Source organism: Gloeotrichia echinulata CP02 (genome assembly GCA_038087035.1).
Classification (GTDB): Bacteria; Cyanobacteriota; Cyanobacteriia; order Cyanobacteriales; family Nostocaceae; genus Gloeotrichia; species Gloeotrichia echinulata.
Window position 1 is genome coordinate 3,366,653 of record CP051187.1, and the last position, 18,870, is coordinate 3,385,522.

13 protein-coding genes are annotated in these 18,870 nt (G+C 40.9%); 10 read left to right on the top strand and 3 right to left on the bottom strand.

Annotated features, from left to right (window positions below):
* Positions 1-63: 63 nt before the first annotated feature.
* The 6 genes from HEQ19_14915 to HEQ19_14940 all read left to right on the top strand — a co-directional run bounded on the left by HEQ19_14915 (position 64) and on the right by HEQ19_14940 (position 7,821).
* Positions 64-1,545 carry a DNA phosphorothioation system restriction enzyme gene (locus tag HEQ19_14915; GenBank protein ID WYM00618.1) on the top strand — a complete coding sequence of 494 codons (1,482 nt, stop codon included), beginning with the start codon at positions 64-66 and terminating at the stop codon, positions 1,543-1,545.
* Between the two features lie 151 nt (positions 1,546-1,696).
* Positions 1,697-2,278: a Uma2 family endonuclease gene (locus HEQ19_14920; GenBank protein WYM00619.1), complete on the top strand. Its 582-nt coding sequence runs from the start codon at positions 1,697-1,699 to the stop codon at positions 2,276-2,278.
* 795 nt (positions 2,279-3,073) lie between these two features.
* Positions 3,074-3,247, top strand: coding sequence for a hypothetical protein (locus tag HEQ19_14925; protein ID WYM00620.1), 174 nt, complete (start codon positions 3,074-3,076; stop codon positions 3,245-3,247).
* Positions 3,244-5,316, top strand: a complete 2,073-nt coding sequence (locus HEQ19_14930) for an AAA family ATPase (GenBank protein WYM00621.1) — start codon at positions 3,244-3,246, stop codon at positions 5,314-5,316. The genes HEQ19_14925 and HEQ19_14930 overlap by 4 nt, the downstream gene beginning before the upstream one ends.
* Before the next feature lie 19 nt (positions 5,317-5,335).
* The gene (locus HEQ19_14935; protein ID WYM03420.1) at positions 5,336-7,222 is read left to right on the top strand and encodes a DUF3370 family protein; all 1,887 of its coding nucleotides are present in this window, start codon (positions 5,336-5,338) and stop codon (positions 7,220-7,222) included.
* A 125-nt stretch (positions 7,223-7,347) separates the two neighbouring features.
* Positions 7,348-7,821: a DNA phosphorothioation-associated protein 4 gene (locus HEQ19_14940; GenBank protein ID WYM00622.1), complete on the top strand. Its 474-nt coding sequence runs from the start codon at positions 7,348-7,350 to the stop codon at positions 7,819-7,821.
* A gap of 12 nt (positions 7,822-7,833) precedes the next feature.
* Here the strand turns inward: HEQ19_14940 and HEQ19_14945 are convergent, their stop codons facing one another.
* From HEQ19_14945 to HEQ19_14955, 3 genes are all read right to left on the bottom strand, one after another.
* The gene (locus tag HEQ19_14945; GenBank protein ID WYM00623.1) at positions 7,834-9,039 is read right to left on the bottom strand and encodes a DNA sulfur modification protein DndB; all 1,206 of its coding nucleotides are present in this window, start codon (positions 9,037-9,039) and stop codon (positions 7,834-7,836) included.
* Positions 9,040-9,146: 107 nt separating this feature from the next.
* A complete protein-coding gene (locus HEQ19_14950; GenBank protein ID WYM00624.1) occupies positions 9,147-10,742 on the bottom strand; it encodes a DGQHR domain-containing protein in 1,596 nt (531 codons plus the stop codon).
* A gap of 214 nt (positions 10,743-10,956) precedes the next feature.
* Positions 10,957-12,033: a transposase gene (locus HEQ19_14955; GenBank protein WZI67218.1), complete on the bottom strand. Its 1,077-nt coding sequence runs from the start codon at positions 12,031-12,033 to the stop codon at positions 10,957-10,959.
* A 609-nt stretch (positions 12,034-12,642) separates the two neighbouring features.
* Between HEQ19_14955 and dndC the strand changes: the two genes are divergently transcribed.
* The 4 genes from dndC (at position 12,643) to HEQ19_14980 (ending at position 18,857) form a co-directional block, all read left to right on the top strand.
* A complete protein-coding gene (dndC, locus tag HEQ19_14960; protein WYM00625.1) occupies positions 12,643-14,256 on the top strand; it encodes a DNA phosphorothioation system sulfurtransferase DndC in 1,614 nt (537 codons plus the stop codon).
* A gap of 230 nt (positions 14,257-14,486) precedes the next feature.
* On the top strand, positions 14,487-16,469 hold the full coding sequence (gene dndD / locus HEQ19_14965) for a DNA sulfur modification protein DndD (protein WYM00626.1): 1,983 nt from the start codon (positions 14,487-14,489) through the stop codon (positions 16,467-16,469).
* Positions 16,470-16,857: 388 nt separating this feature from the next.
* A complete protein-coding gene (dndE, locus tag HEQ19_14975) occupies positions 16,858-17,247 on the top strand; it encodes a DNA sulfur modification protein DndE (GenBank protein WYM03421.1) in 390 nt (129 codons plus the stop codon).
* 146 nt (positions 17,248-17,393) lie between these two features.
* Complete coding sequence (locus HEQ19_14980) at positions 17,394-18,857, top strand: DNA phosphorothioation-associated putative methyltransferase (GenBank protein ID WYM00627.1); 1,464 nt, start codon at positions 17,394-17,396, stop codon at positions 18,855-18,857.
* Positions 18,858-18,870: the final 13 nt, after the last annotated feature.

Sequence of the window (18,870 nt, forward strand, 5' to 3'; positions counted from 1 at the left end):
CTCTTGACTCTTGACTCTTGACTAATTCCCAGGGTTCATCACCAGTAATATGAGTGACACTTTATGTACCTGACGCGAAATTCAGTGCAACAACTGCCCTCTTTTCGATTAAAACTACCATTGGTAGCGGAAAATAAGGGCACTTATCAGACTCAGCAACCATTACCAGGATGTCCTAAAATACCTTTATCTGTGCAGTTGCGGCCTTATCAGCGACAAGCTATTACTAACTGGTTTGCGAATCATGGCAGGGGTACGCTAAAAATGGCTACTGGTAGTGGTAAGACAATCACAGCACTGGCGATCGCTTGCGAATTGTACCAACAGATAGGCTTACAAGTCTTGTTGGTGGTGTGTCCCTATCGTCATCTTGTCACCCAATGGGCGCGAGAATGTGACAAATTTAACCTGCAGCCCATTTTAGCTTTCGAGAATTTACGCAGTTGGCAAAGTCAACTTTCCACCCAACTTTATAATCTGCGTTCTGGTTCGGTTCGATTTGTCACGGTCATTACCACCAACTCCACATTAATTGGAGATGGTTTGCAGTCGCAACTCAAGTATTTTCCCGATAAGACTTTAATTATTGGCGATGAAGCACATAATCTAGGCGCACCCAAGTTAGAGGAAAGTCTACCACGGCGCGTGGGGTTACGATTAGCTTTGTCTGCCACACCGGAAAGGTATTTTGATGATTTTGGTACTCAATCGTTGTTTGATTATTTCGGTCCTGTTCTGGAGCCTGAGTTCACCTTGCAAGATGCGATCGCTTGTGGTGCTTTGGTGCATTATCAATATAATCCCATTTTGGTGGAATTAACTGAGGCAGAAAGCATTGCTTATTTAAAACTTACCAAAAGGATTGGGCGATCGCTCTTGTACCGCGAACGCGAAAATGTAGGAGTGGGGGATTTTGAAGACCATGAAGATTTAAAGCCATTGTTAATGCAACGAGCGCGGTTAATCGGTACTGCTGAAAATAAATTAACCGCTTTGCAAGAGTTAATGACTACTCGACGCGAAACAACGCATACACTTTTTTATTGTAGCGATGGTTCCCAAGAAACAGGACAACGTTCATCCCTGCGCCAACTTAAAGCCGTCGCGAAAATTCTCGGTGGTGAATTAGGTTATAAAGTCAGCACCTACACCGCGCAAACTTCTTTACAAGAAAGAGAAATTTTACGCCATCAATTTGAAAGTGGTGAATTGCAGGGTTTAGTCGCTATTCGCTGTTTAGATGAAGGCGTTGATATTCCCGCAATTCAAACTGCGGTAATTTTGTCAAGTTCGGGAAACCCCCGCCAATTTATCCAGCGTCGCGGGCGAGTTTTACGCCCTCACCCTGGTAAGGAACGCGCTACCATCTTTGACATGATTGTATTACCGCCAGAGTTAGATCGAGAAACTTTAGAAGTTGAGCGGAATTTGTTAAAAAAGGAGTTACGCCGTTTTGTCGAGTTTGCTGATTTAGCTGATAATTCAGGCGAAGCGAGGATGAAGTTACTCAACTTACAAAAGCGTTATGGTTTATTGGATATTTGAATTTATAGAAGTAACCCGATAGGCGCTACATCCCTATTACGAAACATAAATATGCCTAAAATCCTTACCCATGAGAAATGACCAATGACGACCCTCTCCTGTCCCAGACGCTACGCGAAAGCCAGTAATGTTTATTTGCGCCGACCTACTTATGACTATTAGCCAATCTCACCCCTATATTTCCCCAGAAGCATACCTAGAAGCTGAAAAAACCAGCCCCATTAAACATGAATATATCCAAGGACAAATTTATGCAATGGCAGGGGCTAGTGATAGCCATGTGACAATTACTGCTAATTTAGTCACCCTACTGAGAAATCACATTCGCGGTTCAGGATGTCGTCTTTACGTCGCTGACATGAAAATTAGTATTCAATCTCTGGATATTTTTTACTATCCTGATATTATGGTTAGTTGTGACCAAAGGGATACAAATTTTGAATATTTCAAACGCTATCCCAGCTTAATTATTGAAGTTTTATCACCCTCTACAGAAGCTGTAGACCGAGGTGATAAATTTAGTGACTATCAAGAATTAGACACGTTACAAGAATACGTTTTAGTTAATCAAAATCGTCAACGTGTTGATTGTTTCCGACGCAATTATGAAGGAAGATGGGTTCTTTATAGTTATAGAGACAATCAAGAATTACAATTAACCAGCTTGAATTTTTCTTGTCCTCTAGTCGATGTTTATGAAGATGTTACTTTTTTAGGCAATTGGCGTAAATGAAATACCTCTGCTTTAACCTACTGCGGATTTCAATACTGCGTAGGTTTTGCCCAAAAAAGTTAAAATTCCTAGGTTGGTTTAAGGAACGTAGTAAGATACCCTCGGCTAACCCTACATTTCCAGCACAAGGATAGAGGCTTTGAATTTTTTGAAATTTTTTTGATTTTTTTACAAAAAAATTTTTGATAAATGGATGATTTGGTCGCATTATGTGGGAGAATATTTGAAATTGATCATAATGGGATGTACCTCGCGTTAAAAATTTTAGCATATCCCCATTATTAAGCTTTCCATTAGAATATCAGGAAATCGCGGCGAAAACAACCCCTTCTCTTCAAAAAATTTTGAAAATTCACAGCGACATATCCCAGGAATTTCAAGATCAGAGGAATGTGACTTGAAGGATGCGATCGCTCTTATCAGAACTGTTAAAATTTCCATAGTTCTCGATTTTTGGGAAGACGCCAGACAACCGCTTCCTTCTCTGATTATTTTTTCTCCACAAAAAAATTTTTGATAAATGGATTATTTGGTCGGATTATGTGGGAGAATATTTGAAGTTGATCATAATGGGATGTAGCTCGCGTTAAAAATTTTAGCGTATCCCCATTATCAAGCTTTCCATTAGAATAGCAGGAAATCGCGGCGAAAACAACCCCTTCTCTTCAAAAAAATTTTGAAAATTCACAGCGACATATCGCAAAAGTTTAAAGATTAGGACAATAGTGACTTGAACGATGGGATAGACAGATGAAATCCGGGTAAAATAAAGAAAAAACAGATTTAAGAACCGAGATGTCAGCAGAAGCGAATATAGATGATGTCACCGAACCAATTAACAGCGCACCAGCGGAAGTAAAGCAGATTATTGAGCGGGTATGGTATTTAGAAAAAAGCCGACTGGATAAAAAAATCAACAGTCATATTAATGATGATATTTTGGCAATTGTGAAGGAAGCGGTGAAATGAAGCTGACTTCAATTAAACTGTGCAACTTTCGGTCATTTTATGGTAAAACACCAGAGATAAACCTAGCTGGGGGAGATGTTCACAATACCACGATTCTTCATGGGAATAATGGTTCGGGAAAAACCAGTTTACTGAATGCCTTTACGTGGGTATTATATGAGAAATTTAGTGCAGCATTTGCCTCAGTTGAACAGCTAGTGAATAAGCGAGCAATCGCCGAAGCTAAAGTGGGACAAGCTGTAGAATGTTGGGTAGAGATTAACTGGGAACATGAAGGTAAACGCTATAATGTCAAACGCCAGTGTCGGGGTTATAAAAATCAAACGGACTTTGATATTGGTAAAACAGAATTATTGATGCAGGTAGCTGGGGATGATGGAAGGTGGTATTTTCCCCTCCAGCAACCAGAGGAAATTATCGGACAAATCTTACCTGCTAGTTTACATCAATATTTCTTCTTTGACGGCGAACGGATTGAAGAAATAGTCCGTTCTGATAAAAAAGCGGAAATTGCAGAAGCCACAAAGATTTTTTTAGGGGTGGAAGTCATCAACCGTTCCATCAGACATTTGGGAGAAGCGAAAAAAAATCTAGAAAATGAGTTAAAAGCGATTGGCGATTCCGAAATTAAAAAACTGCTGCGCGAACAAGAAAAAATAGAAAAGGAAATTGAACGCATCACCAAACGCCAAACTGAGATCAAACAGGAATTAGAATACCAAAAAACCTTTAAAAAAGAGACGAGTATCCGCCTACGCGAACTCAGCGCAGCCAAGGAACTGCAAGAAAGAAGACAAGATTTAGATAACCAGAAAGCAGCGAACCAAGAAAGCCTGCGACAAACCAGAGAAGCGCTAAAAAAACTAATTTCTGGACGGGGTTATACAGTCTTACTCTCCCAAACTACAACACAGTTTCGCGAAATCATCAATGATTTGAAGCAGCGTGGTGAGTTAACCTCTGGAATTTCGCGGGAATTTGTCAACGATTTACTTAAGTCTCAACGCTGTATTTGCGGTGCAGAATTACATGCGGGGAGTCATACCCATGAACATGTAAAAATCTGGTTAAATAGAGCAGGTTCTTCAGCGGTGGAAGAAACGGCGATTCGGATGAGCGCTCAAGTAGATGAAATTGACAACCAAGCAACAGCATTTTGGCAAGAAGTTGACAAAGAACAAGCTAGAATTAATCAGTTACGCCAAACCATATCGCAAATTGAAGGTGAATTAGATAATCTTCAAGAACGGTTACGCAAAGATGCTAATGAAGAAATTAGCAGTTTACAGAAACGGTTAGACCAGATTGAAACTAAAATCGATGAATTAAATAGAGAACAGGGTGCAAATCAGCAGAAAATTTCGCAATGGAAAGCGGAAATTGATGTCTTAGGTAAACAAATTGCTAAACAGCGGGTAAACGAAGAAAGACAAGGATTAGCACAGCGCCGCATTTACGCCACCCAAGATGCAATTGAACGGTTAACCGAAGTCCGTAATCGCCAAGAAAAACAATTTCGTATGCAACTCGAAAAGCGGGTACAGGAAATATTTTCCCAGATTTCTTTTACACCCTACATTCCCAAAATCAGCGATAAATATGAACTAACACTAGTAGAAAATACAGCGGGTATCGAAGCGTCGGTTGCAGCTTCTACAGGTGAGAATCAAATTCTCAGTTTATCATTTATTGCTAGCATTATTGACAGAGTGCGCGAATGGAGTGAAAACCGAAAAATGCTGATGATTCCTGATAGTAGCACCTTCCCAATAGTCATGGATTCGCCCTTTGGTAGTTTGGATGAAATTTCTCGGCGACGCATTGCGAGAACCATTCCCAAATTAGCGAATCAGTTGATTGTGTTAGTTACTAAAACGCAATGGCGCGGTGAAGTAGCAGAAGAAATGGCTGAGAGAATTGGTAGGGAATATGTACTTACTTATTATTCTTCCAAACCTGATTGCGAACAGGATTATATTCAGTTGGGTAAGGAAAGATATCCATTGATTCGGCAAAGTCCTAATGAGTTTGAGTATACTGAAATTATGGAGGTTGAACGAGATGGGTGATTTTTTCACGCCTAGGTTAATGTTTCTCAAAAAAAGTTCCGTAGCACTCGCCTTTCTCCTAACTCTATCAAACTCCAACGCCTTAGCCTTTTCTGACACCCAAACTTACTGGGCAAAAAATTGTGTCCAGCAACTAGGAGAACGTAAACTAATTACAGGCTACCCAGACGGTAGTTTTCGCCCAGAAGCAACGGTGACAAGGGCTGAAGCTGCGGTGCTGATGCTAAATGCTTTCCCTGATGCACCAGTCAAACGGGATGCTACTATATATAAGGATGTACCTGCTAATTATTGGGCAGCGAAAGCAATTTCCACTGCTTCCCAAAAGGGGTTTTTTTCTGGTTATCCGGGTGGACTGTTCCAACCTAAAGAGCCAATTCCTCGCGCCCAAATTATTGGTGTGGTAGCTGGGGCGAAAAATTATAGTATTGTATCCAACCCACAGCAGACATTACAACAATATTTTGACGATGCGGGACAAATTCCGAATTACGCGCAAAATGCGATCGCTCAAGCTACGATCAACAATATCGTCGTCAACTATCCCCAAATCAAACAGCTAAAACCCCAGCAAAGAGCTACGAGAGGAGAAGTAGCAGCCTTGATATGTCGAGCGTTAAATATCTACACGGTTCCCCCACAATATATAGCCGGTGTGGAAGTCTTTCCGCAAGAGGTACGCGCTTTACCTGGAAAACTCGATACTATCCCCACTTTTAACAGCAATAGTCCCGAACTGGTAACAACCCCAGGAATTTTACTCTCAACCTTCCCCCCAGATGGAAAACTGGTACAGGAAGCACATTTAAATTATCCGTTTCAAGGGAGATTTGATTTATTTTCCCATCATATCTTTCGCGCCGCTAGACCATCCCAAAGTCCCAGGCTTTACCAAGGTATCATCGTCTATAATTCGGGGAATGAACCTGCGACTTTGCAAATATTGCACGCAGCGAGTTATCTCTCCCAGGAAGCACCGTTTATTCCTTTGCCAAATATCCTGGAAAATCCCCAAGGTACAGTTTACTCTGGCCCTGGTAGTCGGACAATGAATGATGTCTTACGCGGAGTTAGGCAAGGGATTTTTCCCGAAAAGGTGGTGATTGAACCAGGCGAAACTCAGATACTGGCGAGCTTACCAATTTCCTCATCTAATGGTCGCACGACGATGATGCGCCTGTCAAGCGATCGCCCAGTGTATTTAGCCAATTTAGCCAAAAATAGCGAACGCCCTCCTACCTTAGCCGAGTGGCAAAATCTCCTAAATACAGGCAGTTTAGCAGGAATTCGCGACCCTATACCCACGCCCCTCGACCCTCCCAGAGAACCCACGGTTTTTAGTCGTGTCGCTGGTGTCTCCCAAGGGACGCAATGGAATGCACAAATTACAGATAATGTCAATACATCTGCCTTGAGGATACCGCAGCCAGGAAAGGCGTTTTCTTATCCTTTGGGTACTGTGCATTTAATTACTCTTAGCACCGGACAAATACAGAGTGCCCCCATGCTGAAACGCTATGCTGATACGGCTTACTTTGCCCACAGTAATTATGGTGTGGAATATAATCTAACTTTACCTTTAGAGAATACTAGTAATGAAATTCGCCATGTGAGTGTATCAATACAGACTCCGGTGAAGGATGAAGGGGGAACTGATAGACTGCTGTTTTTAAAGCCACGGGTGGAACAAATTTTCTTTCGGGGTACGGTGCGGGTGCGTTACCGGGATGATAATGGTGGAGAAATCACGCGCTATGTGCATTTGGTACAGCGTCGGGGAGAATTGGGTGAACCTTTGGTGAGGTTGAAGATGTTGGGAAACGAGAAGCGGGAAGTACAGGTGGATTTTTTGTATCCTCCTGATTCTACACCGCCGCAAGTTTTGACGGTGCGAACTGAGGGGTGATTTTTTCACGCAAAGGCGCAAAGGCGCGGAGAGAAGAGAAGGCGATCGCTCTCAAGTTTAAGTATAAAAGGGTACTTTTGCGCCTATATTTCAGTTAATATGGTAACAAAGTAATTATCAATATCATGGCGGAAACTGGCAGAATCAGGGTTGCTAAGGATAAAGCTGATTTGGTGAAGGCGTTAACTTCTGCTGATGGTGGAACTGGGCCTTTTCAAACTTTTGCTGATGTGATTGTGTTTGCTGCTGCTTTGGGTGCGAAGCATAAGAAACGGGTACCTTTGGGGGAGATTTCTAAACGGGAACCTTCGCCCATCAGGATAGAGTATTTTGCTTCTATGGGAAATGATATTTTAATCAAATTATTAGCTATTAATGAAAGTAAAGATATTAAAGTGTTATCTGTGAACGAAGAAGAATATGAAAGGGAACGTAATCATATTTTTGAAGAGTACGCTAATGGAGGGTTAGAAATACTCGAAATTGAGTTGCGTGGAGCAGTTGATTATTCTGAGCGAATTTTATTATTTCTCAGTTATGAACGCCTGAATAAATCAGAACAAGATGAGGAATTTGATCTCAGCAAATTCCTGTCTTAAATGAGGGTGTCTTCAATAGGAAGGGTTTTCGCTCCATCCTAGTTCATTCTTGAGCGTCTTGACTGCATCACTTACTGCAGTTGCACCAGTATATAGTTTATAAGACTTATCTGGATTCTTCGCATTAGGATCTATCCTAATTAAATTATTCTTCCAAATCGGATTAGTTCTCCTCCAATCTATCTGTGCAAGTTGGGAAATTTTTTCTTCATCAAAATAACTGCTGTTTTTATTATAAGTGAAGTGTAGCAATCGACCTAGAACTTCTAGACCAACACTCACACCTAGTAGACATTCATCCTTAAATTTCCTCACTTCAGCAAGAGTCAAATCCTTCGCGTTTGTCTCAGAAATATATTTTGTATTATTGCACTCAGAGAAAAACTTATTGAGACAATTAGTTAGAGCCTGAGATGAAATCTCTACATCATAGTCTTCAAGTTGAGAATCTGGGCTATTTGTAAAAGCACAACTTACAGCCCTAGATATGAAGTTATTTGTGTAAATGTATCTATATTTAATACGCGGAGAATCGTGAATTTTGTCAGTCTTTTCATAGAATATGTGTACTTTTTCTACCAGTTTTTTAGTAATACCAACACGACCTTCAAATACACCAAATGATAATAGTAACGCTTTATCTAGTTTTCTAGTTTGAGCCATATCTCTAAAATCTTTTTTACACTGGTCAAGGTCTTCTTCTAAAACGAGCGTAATTGGAAAATCATCCTCACTAATTAAGTGACTTTCATCACCTTCAATCAATTTTTGAATAGCGGTCTTACGATGTTGACCATCTGTAATATCTAACTTGACTCCACGAGGAATGACAACTATACAAATACCCCTACCTAATTCGATAACTGTTATTTTCTCTAAGGGTACATTTGCCGTCAGCGTCCCCAGAATCCAGGGTTTTCCTTTGTCTGCTTGCTCTATAATATAATTTTTGATGTCCTCAGCATGACCAGGGACTTCTGGGCGTTGTTTACCTGAATCAGGATCATTTTCTTTAGCAGGTTTTACTACTAAAAGCGCGGGAAAATCTCCAGCAGGGATATTAATTTGCAGCATTTTCCGCTTTCCCTGCTGAAAAATCAGCCCCGGATAGCAGCGATCACGGTGATATTGTGAGAAAAATGGCTCAATAAAGCCGCTAAACTCAGCTTTGACCGCTGACGAAACACTATTGTTGCTATCCTGGTTTGTTTGAGTCATATAAATACTAGTAGAAGTTAGAAAGGGGTAGCTAAGATTATATGCGCTTAAATTATACCTATACCTCCGTAAAAGCCACACTAACAACACCTTGCTAACTCTGGCGATTATAAAATTGGTGGAAGTCCTACTTGCTTGGGTTCAACAAATTTACCATCAAAGCCTATGGTTTTATTTTCGACAGTTCTAGCATCAGCTAAAGCTTTGCGAAGTTCAGCACGTTCCATCTGATCTTGAACTCCACCAAGGATATAAATTAGTAACTTCGCTGCTAAATCTCTTCCGACAACTTGGACTCGTTTTTTATTAGGGTCATACAAAACGCCGTACCATAAAGATTGTGGATATTCCATCCCGCTAAAGCCGCCTTGGTGGTCAAACTTCCGCAGTTTCTTGGAAATTTCTGCTAGTGAAAAACCTTTTTTAAACACCAAAATTCCTAAAGCTTGAACTACTGCTACTTGACCCACAGGACGGAAAAGCATATTTCCTTCACCCCCATCCTTTTCAAAACTGAATCTTCGCAAAGGTGGTGTATCTTCTCCTTCCAATAATTTATAACTAGAAAGACTTGCTAAAGCATCGAATAACTGACTAAAATCTTTAATTCCCTCCTCCAATTCTTCATTTTCTGGACGCATGGGAATTAGACCTTTTTCCAAGGGTTTCCAATGAGGGAATTTTTGCCCTAAATATCGCTCAGACATATCTTGCAAAGCTTGCAATGTGGTCAAAACTGTAGAATTAGCTGCGACGGTTGCACTATTCCAATTTACACGCGGGTTGCGATTTTGTTGTTGTGCTAAAAGTGGATGAGTAGTGGCTATTTTTCTGGACACAATTGCAAAACCATCATCCTCATTTAGTTGTGCTAATTGACCTTTAGTTAAAGGTGCAGCCATTAAGTTAACATGGACAAAAATAGATCTCACTCTTCGTCTGGCTTGGATGCGGGTTTCTCCTGGCGCAACCGCACAGATAAATTCAATGCCAATTTTTTCTTTAGGTAAGCTTTGCAGGTAAGCTGGGTCTACTTGATATTGTTCTATTAAATCAGACACAGTAATAAAATTGTCGTCAGCCGTCTTATCCTTTTTATAACGCTGGAGTTTGCTAGTTTTAATTAACTCCATTAGTCCCTGTACCCCCATGAGTCGGTGTTGACCATCGAGGGCGTAAATAGTGACATTATCCTCAGAAATATTGAGTAAACCTACTTTACCATCTTGATCTAGAGGTGTGAAATCGGTGGTAGATTTTCTCGCTATTCCCTGACTATCCCACTCAGCAGCTTGAGGATTATCCACCCAAGGTTGATTAATTACTACCAATACTGGCGGAAACTTGTGATTTTTACGAGCTGCTAAATATTGTACCAGGGGTGCTTGTCGTGACCAATCAAGGGGACGCTGCTGAATTTCATCAATGCTATCGGCGTCAATCTCGATATTATCAGTGTCAGGATTGTACTTTTTCTGAAACAATGGTAAGCCAGAGGCGAAGTGAACACGACCCGCAAACCATTCTAGAGTGACAGAACCAATATAAGCCTCAGTTCCACCCATCTCGGTTTTCTGAACGAGAATCTGATCTTTTCTCCCCAGGAACTTCTCCAAAAGTAAAGCTAGTACCTGTTTGTCCTTGTTGTCTCGTTCCAGGTACTCTCTAGCGATGTCACTTGGGTTAGATATGTTGTCTTTCATGTTATTTTTGAAAAATGGCAGGTATAGGACAGCTTACATTTTGTGACATCTCCTACACTTCTGCTTCGCAGTAAGTGTAGGCTTCTCAACGACTCCTCTACGAGGACATTAATTGAGCTTTAAGACCGTGTGCCCCACGGCTCTTTATGTTTATAGCCGCATTCAAATCCCTGCACAAACTTGTATGACAAACAGGACAATTGTGCATTCTTGTCTACGACACGCTTCGCGAATGGGATAACGCTTTTTTAACTTTGTTACCACAGTTAGAACATTCTTGGCTTGTGCCATTTGGATTTACAGCTATTACTTTTAAACCAGCATTTTCGGCTTTGAAAGAAAGTATTCTTACAAACTGACTCCAACCAGCATCATTAATACTTTTAGCCAGTCTAGTTTTAACGAGTCCTTTGATATTCAACTTTTCAACAGCAACAACATCATATTTGTCAAGCAGTGACTTGGCTATTTTAAAGTGAAAGTCTCTGCGAGTATCGGCAACTTTTTTATGTTGTTTGCCCAATTTTTGAATAGCTTTTTTACGACGTAATGAACCTTTTTTACGTCTTGATACCTTACGCTGTGCTGATTTTAATTTACGTTCAGCTTTGCGTAGATGTTTTGGTGCAGCAATTCTAGAACCGTCATCAGCTACATAAAAATCAATCAAACCTACATCAATTCCAACAATATTATCAGGATTGAAATCGGACTTAATTGTGGGAACCGTCTTGTCATCAAGGCTCAAGGTTACATAATAGCCATCTGCTTTTTTGGTAACAGATACGGTTTTAATATCAAATCCATCGGGTATTGGTCGATGAACAATTACTTTAACATCCCCAATCTTTGACAGAGTGATTTTGTTTTTAACAAAGTGATGCTGTTTGAATTGAGTATAAGTAAAAGTTTTATATTGCCCTTTTCCCTTGAATCTAGGTCTACCAGACTTCTTCCCGCTAACGTCACATTTTAACCATCTATCAAAAGCTAATTCAACTTTTTTAGGTACTTCCTGTAATACTTGAGAGTGAATCTCTTTGTACCAATGTCTATCTATTTTAAGTTGAACCAAAGACGCTTTTTGATTGTAGTATAATGGTTGTTCTTTTAATTCTGGTATGTGACAAATTAATGGACATCTATCAATAGGGCAGCGATTCATTTCATACCAGTCAAACCTTTGAGCCAACAAATAATTGTACTGACAACGCAGCATTTCTAATGTTTTATCTATTTTCGCTGATTGCTCTTTAGTTGGCTTGATTTTGTACTGGTATGATGTCTTCATTTTTTTCCTTTGTTTTCGACCTACACATAGGATAACATAAACGTAAAGACAATGTATAGGCAAGTATGAAAAACAAAGCATTAAATTTAAGAATATCAGAACGTAGATTGAATAAGCTACGGTTATATGCAAGTCAAAACGATAAAACTATGACTCATGTAGTTGAAGACTTTATAGACTCGCTCAAAGTTAAAAATGGCGACTCCTCCCCGACCCCACTCCCTGATCAACCTGACGGTTGATAAAGGTCGGGGGTCAACTCGTCGCCGCCCCGCCATTCATCTCATCACCTCCCTTCGCTTCGGTGAGAGGCTTCTTGCGGTTTAAGCTAAAAAATGTGCTTATATTATTAAGCTTTTTAAAAACTCTTAAAATATGGTATCGTTTGATGTTATCTTAATGACAACACAGCGGTTCTCAGTTGAGTGAGGTATAAGAACCCCACCCCCAACCCCCTCCACCACGAGATGGAGGGGGCTACGATATACCTCAGTAGACCGGGAAACGCTATTAACAAATCAAATCCGCTTCAATAAAGTCCGCCGGTGCGGACTTTGTTTGTGAGAGAGAGATTTTGTAAAAAACCAGTATTTGAGCAGGGATGGAAAAATGGCTACAGCAGGACAACAAGAAAATAAACAACAGCGATCGCGTACTGTAGCAGATTTAGTGGAAGATATCCAAGCTCTGACCACAGAAATTCAAGAATTGTATTGTTTAGACGAAATACCTTGGGTTGTCGGCTACTCTGGTGGAAAAGATAGCACCGCAACTTTACAGCTGATCTGGAATGCGATTAGCGAACTTCCAGCCTCCAAGCGAACTAAAAAAATATATGTGATCACCACTGATACGCTGGTAGAGAATCCTATAGTTGCTGCTTGGGTTCGCAATTCTATCAAACAAATGAAATCCCAAGCGCAAGAACAACAACTACCATTTGAACCGCATTTATTACAGCCAGAATTTAAAGAAACATTCTGGGTGGGTTTAATTGGTAAAGGCTATCCAGCGCCCAGAGGAAAATTTCGCTGGTGTACAGAACGCCTAAAAATTAATCCGTCTAACCGCTTTATTCGTGATGTGATCCGATCCAGTGGAGAAGCGATTGTCGTTTTAGGAACTCGCAAAGCTGAAAGCACAAAACGTGCTAACAGAATGAAAAAATTAGAAGCTATGCGGGTGCGCGATCGCCTCAGTCCGAACATGAATTTACCAAACTCTCTAGTTTACAGCCCGATAGAAGACTGGCAAAATGATGAGGTTTGGATTTATCTCATGCAATGGCAAAACCCTTGGAATTACAGTAATAAAGACTTATTCACCATGTATAGAGGTGCTTCTGCTGATAACGAATGTCCTTTAGTTGTTGATACATCTACCCCTAGTTGTGGTAGCTCTCGTTTTGGTTGCTGGGTTTGTACATTGGTTAGTGAAGATAAATCCCTAGCAGCGATGATTCAGAATGATGAAGAAAAAGAATGGATGCAGCCTATACTTGATTTACGTAAGGAATTAGATGTTGAAGAAAACCGAAATCGGCGAGATTTTCGGCGTAGAAATGGAGATGTTCAACTGTATGAGCGCAACTTAGAAGGCGAGATATCCGTTGAACCGATTCCTGGACCATTTGTAAAAGCAGCGCGGGAAGATTGGCTCAGAAAACTGCTAACAGTGGAAAAACAAATTCGACAAACCGCGCCAGAAAATATGCGAGACATCACCCTAATCACCCTAGAAGAAATGAGTGAAATTCGCCGGATTTGGCTAGAAGAAAGACACGAATTTGATGATAGCTTACCCCGCATTTATGAAGAAGTGACCGGTGAAGAATTTAAAGACCCCCGTCCTGGTGCTGGTAATAGTCTACTAGGAAGCGATGAATGGGCGGTATTAGAAGAGATTTGTGAAGGCGACGAAATGCATTTAGAACTCATGGCGAAACTGTTAGACACAGAACGCCAATTTCGCAAAATGGCGCGGCGCGTCGGTATATATGAAACCCTAGAAAAATGCTTTAATACAAGTTCGCGATCTAAAGAAGAAGCTGTAAAAAATGCTCACTTGCGACGCGATTTGAAAGCAGCAATCGATCAAGGCGATGTGGAAAAGGTGAAGCAACTAACTTTAGGAGATGTTGTCGATGAAAATAAAAGTGATGAAACTTTAACTTGGGGTAATTTGAAATTTAAAGGCGGAAATTCGGAAAGCGTTGACGAATAAAATACCCGGTGAATCGAATTCGCAAAAATCAATCATTCCCACCTGGGAACTGACCCTCAAGTAACCAAAAATAGTGCATTTAGTCCGCGCAGGTGGTCACTGAGGGCGGTCGTTCCCGTAGCGTCTGTCTCCGCCAACGCGAACGCAGAGAAGTGCGGACTTCGCCAGTGTAGCCACGAATTAGATTCGCCCCGTATTTATGAACTGGAATTTTATCACCTCAAAAATCAATGAAATTTATTGAACTAGTATTACAAAACTTTGGACCATATGCGGGAAAACAAGTAATCAATCTTGACCCCAATATTGATGCTGAAAACTCCCGCCCAATTATCCTATTAGGTGGGATGAATGGTGGGGGAAAAACTACTTTAATGGATGCGATTCGTCTGGCGCTTTATGGACATCGCGCCCAATGTTCTACCCGTGGTAATCTGAGTTATAGCGATTTTCTCAACCAATGTGTTAACAGTCATGCGAATCCAGTGGATAAAACCCGCATTGAATTGGTTTTTGAACATATTGAAAACGACCAGCCAGTAAAATACCGTGTCGTGCGAACTTGGGAAAAAAATCCGAAAGAGGGTAAAGACAATTTAGGAATTTTAGATGCTAATGAATGGCTGGATACGGGTTTAGTTAATATCTGGGATGAGTATATAGAAAATCTCCTACCTTTAGGAATTTCTAATTTATTTCTCTTTGATGGTGAACAAGTTAAGGAACTCGCCGAACAAGAAACACCACCACCAATTGTAGTAGATGCAATTCGCGGACTTTTAGGTTTAGAACTCGCAGAACGTTTAGCAGTTGATTTAGAAATATTAGTCAACCGGAAACGCAAAGAGAGTGCTGATGCTCAAGATTTGGTAAATATAGAAGAAATTGAAAGTCGCTTGACGCAACAACAAGAAGATTACCAAGCAACCACACAGGAATTAGAATCTCTGAAAAATCAGCTAGAAGAATTAGAAAAACAGCAGCAAACAGCTTTTGATAAATTCATATCCGAAGGTGGTAAAATAGCAGCCGAACGCAATCAACTAGAAAGACAACAAAAAGAAAAATCTACAGAAGCCGAACAACTGCGTCAATCAATGTGTGAATTAGCGGCTGAGGTTTTACCCTTAGCGTTGATTCCTAATTTACTCACCCAGGTGCAAACACAGGGAGAGAAAGAATTTCGCCATCAACAGGTACAATTAGCAAAAGATGTGTTAATTGAGCGAGATCAACGCTTATTAACTTGGCTGACTGGGTTAAATCTTAAACAAGACAAAGTTGAGACAATAAAATCATTTCTCAACCAAGATATAGAAACTCTATATGCAAATTCTCTGTCAGAAGAACTGTGGTTATTAGCAGATGATGAAGCATTAAGTCAACTAGATAATTTAATATACTACTTGCACAGTGCCAAAAAAACAGCACAACAGCAACTAGAAATCCTCCAAAATAAAGAAGAAGAAATTATCACCCTCGAAAGACAAGTGCAAACAGCCGCAGCACCAGAAGAATATCAAAAACTGCATGATGCTATGGAAGATGCACAAAATCAAGTTGCGTCAGCCAAAGCTAATTATGAAATAACCCGTCACCGTTTAGGAGAATTAGAAGCATCAATAGAAAAAACTAAAAAAGAATTAAATGAATACACCACCCAAAACTTCAAATATAAAAACAACGAACATATTATGACTTCCGCCGCCAAAGTTCAAGAGACACTCAAACTTTTCCGCGAACGCTTAACTTTGAGAAAACTGAATAAATTAGAAGAAGAAGTTAAAAACAGCTTCCTTTATCTCTTACACAAATCAGATTTAGTGCATCGCATCGCCATTGATACGAATAGCTTCAGCCTATCTCTTTATGATTTTAACGGTAAACCAGTTCCCAAACATCGCCTTTCTGCTGGCGAAAAACAACTACTAGCGATCGCCTTTCTCTGGGGACTAGCTAAAGTCTCCGGTCACAGATTACCAGTAGCAATCGACACACCACTAGGCAGATTAGACTCCTCCCATCGCCATAACTTAGTAGAACGTTACTTTCCATCCGCCAGCCATCAAGTAATTTTATTATCCACCGACACCGAAATTGGCAAAAAAGAAATTGAAACACTACGCCAAAACGAAGCGATCGCCCACGAATACCTTCTAAATTACAACTCCACCACCCGCCAGACAACCATACAACCAGGATATTTCTGGTAATTTGTCATTGGTAATTTGTCATTGGTCATTTGTCATTGGTCATTTGTCATTTGTCATTGGTAATTTGTCATTGGTAATTTGTCATTGGTCATTTGTCATTGGTCATTTGTCATTTGTCATTTGTCATTGGTCATTGGTCATTTGTCATTACTCATTACTCATTACTCATTACTCATTACTCATTACTCATTACTCATTACTCATTACTCATTACTCATTACTCATTACTCATTACTCATTACTCATTACTCATTACTCATTACTCATTACTCATTACTCATTACTCATTACTCATTACTCTTTGTCATTTGTCATTGGTGATTATCCAATCCCCAATACCCAATCCCCAATACCCAATCCCCAATCCCCAATACCCAATCCCCAACCGATGGAATCACCAATTGAAAGAATTAAACTGTCGCAAACAGCCAAAGACCAACTACTAAAACTCAGACGCAGCACAAGAATTGACCAATGGAACATTCTTTGTCGTTGGGCGTTTTGTCGTTCCCTAGCAGAACCAACACCACCTTCACCCGTACCAATACCCCAAGATAGCAACGTAGAAATCACATGGCGTGTCTTTGGCGGCGAAATGTGTGATATCCTGCTTCTCGCCCTCAAACAACGCTGTCATAATGACGGTTACTCCCTTGACAAAGAAACCCTCGTTACCCAATTTCGCCTACATTTGCATCGGGGGATTGGTTACTTAGCCGGCGATCCAAATATCAAGAAAATTGAAGATTTAATCGAATTGGCAGTGAAAAAGACGTGAATATAGGCGTTTCTGAATCAAAATATCAAACAGCACAAATACCTTTCTTTTTCTTTCCACCTTTGCGCCTACTCTTCGAGAACGCTATGCGAATGCGCCTTTGCGTGAGATAAAAAAATGTGGTTGATATAGCCATGACGCCTATTATGTCGGAGAGCTACCTAGAAATCGAGCGCCATCGAGCTGCGATCGCTCGCCATGACCTATCCCGCCCAGTAAAATTAGCCATAGAATGGGAAATCCTCCACCAGGATACCACCTTTTTCGACTACGGTTGTGGATATGGCGGTGACGTGGATCGAGTAGCCAACTTAGGCTACACCAGTGCGGGTTGGGACCCTTACTACCACCCCCAGTCCCCAATTATCGCCGCCGATGTAGTCAATTTGGGTTACGTCCTCAACGTGATCGAAGACCCAGAGGAACGCCGCGAAAGCCTGATTAAAGCCTGGGAACTGACGCGCAAAGTGTTAATTGTGTCCGCCCAAGTCCTAATTAACGCACCCAGTAAAACCCAATTAGCCTACAGTGATGGTATTGTTACCCAGCGCAATACTTTTCAGAAATATTACGAACAAGAGGAACTCAAAAGATACATTGATGAAGCCCTAAATGTGGATGCAGTCCCTGTAGCTTTAGGCGTCTACTTTGTCTTCCGAGATGATGGGGAAAAAGAAAGTTACAAAGCCATTCGCTTCTTTTCTCGCTCCTTGACACCGAGAGTCTGCATCCCCACCAAACGGTTTGAAGACTACCAACAACAGCTACTACCACTGATGGAATTTTTTACCAATCGTGGCAGACTGCCTGTGAAAGGTGAATTAGACAATGAACAAGAATTACTGAGAGAATTTGGCAACTTCCGCCGCGCCTTTGCGGTAATATTACAAGCTACCGACGAAGCCGAATGGGATGCGATCGCCTATCGTCGTTCCCTAGACATCCAAGTTTATCTCGCCCTCACCCACTTTGATCAACGTCCAGCATGGTATAAACTTGCCCCAGACATCCGCCACGATATCAAAGCCTTTTTTGGTACTTACACCGAAGCATGTGAAGTCGCCGACCAAAAGCTATTTAGCTTAGGTAATCCCAGGGTAGTACAAACTGCTTGCGAAAAAAGCAAAATTGGTAAACATACCCGTGGCGCCCTTTACATTCATGTTTCTGCACTGACAGAATTAGACCCCTTACTGCGAATTTACGAAGGCTGTGCTAGCCGCACCATTGGCCGTGTAGATGGCGCTACCTTGATTAAATTTTGCACTGACAAACCGCAAATCTGCTACCTATTTTATCCAGATTTCGACACAGACGCCCATCCGGCGTTAAAAGCCAGTATCATAATTGACTTTAATACTTTGAAAATTACTCACCGAGACTACCACAAACGGGCAAATCCGCCGATTCTGCACCGTAAAGAAACTTTTGTCACATCTAACTACCCACTCTACGAAGAATTTGCTAAACTCACTCAGCAAGAAGAGAAATTAGGGTTGCTGAAACAAAAAAGTGAGATTGGCACCCGTGAAGGCTGGGAAAAATGCCTCGCCACCTACGGGGTAGAAATCAGGGGACATGAAATTAAATCAGTTAATACTGAACAGTAGTCAAGTATCAGGA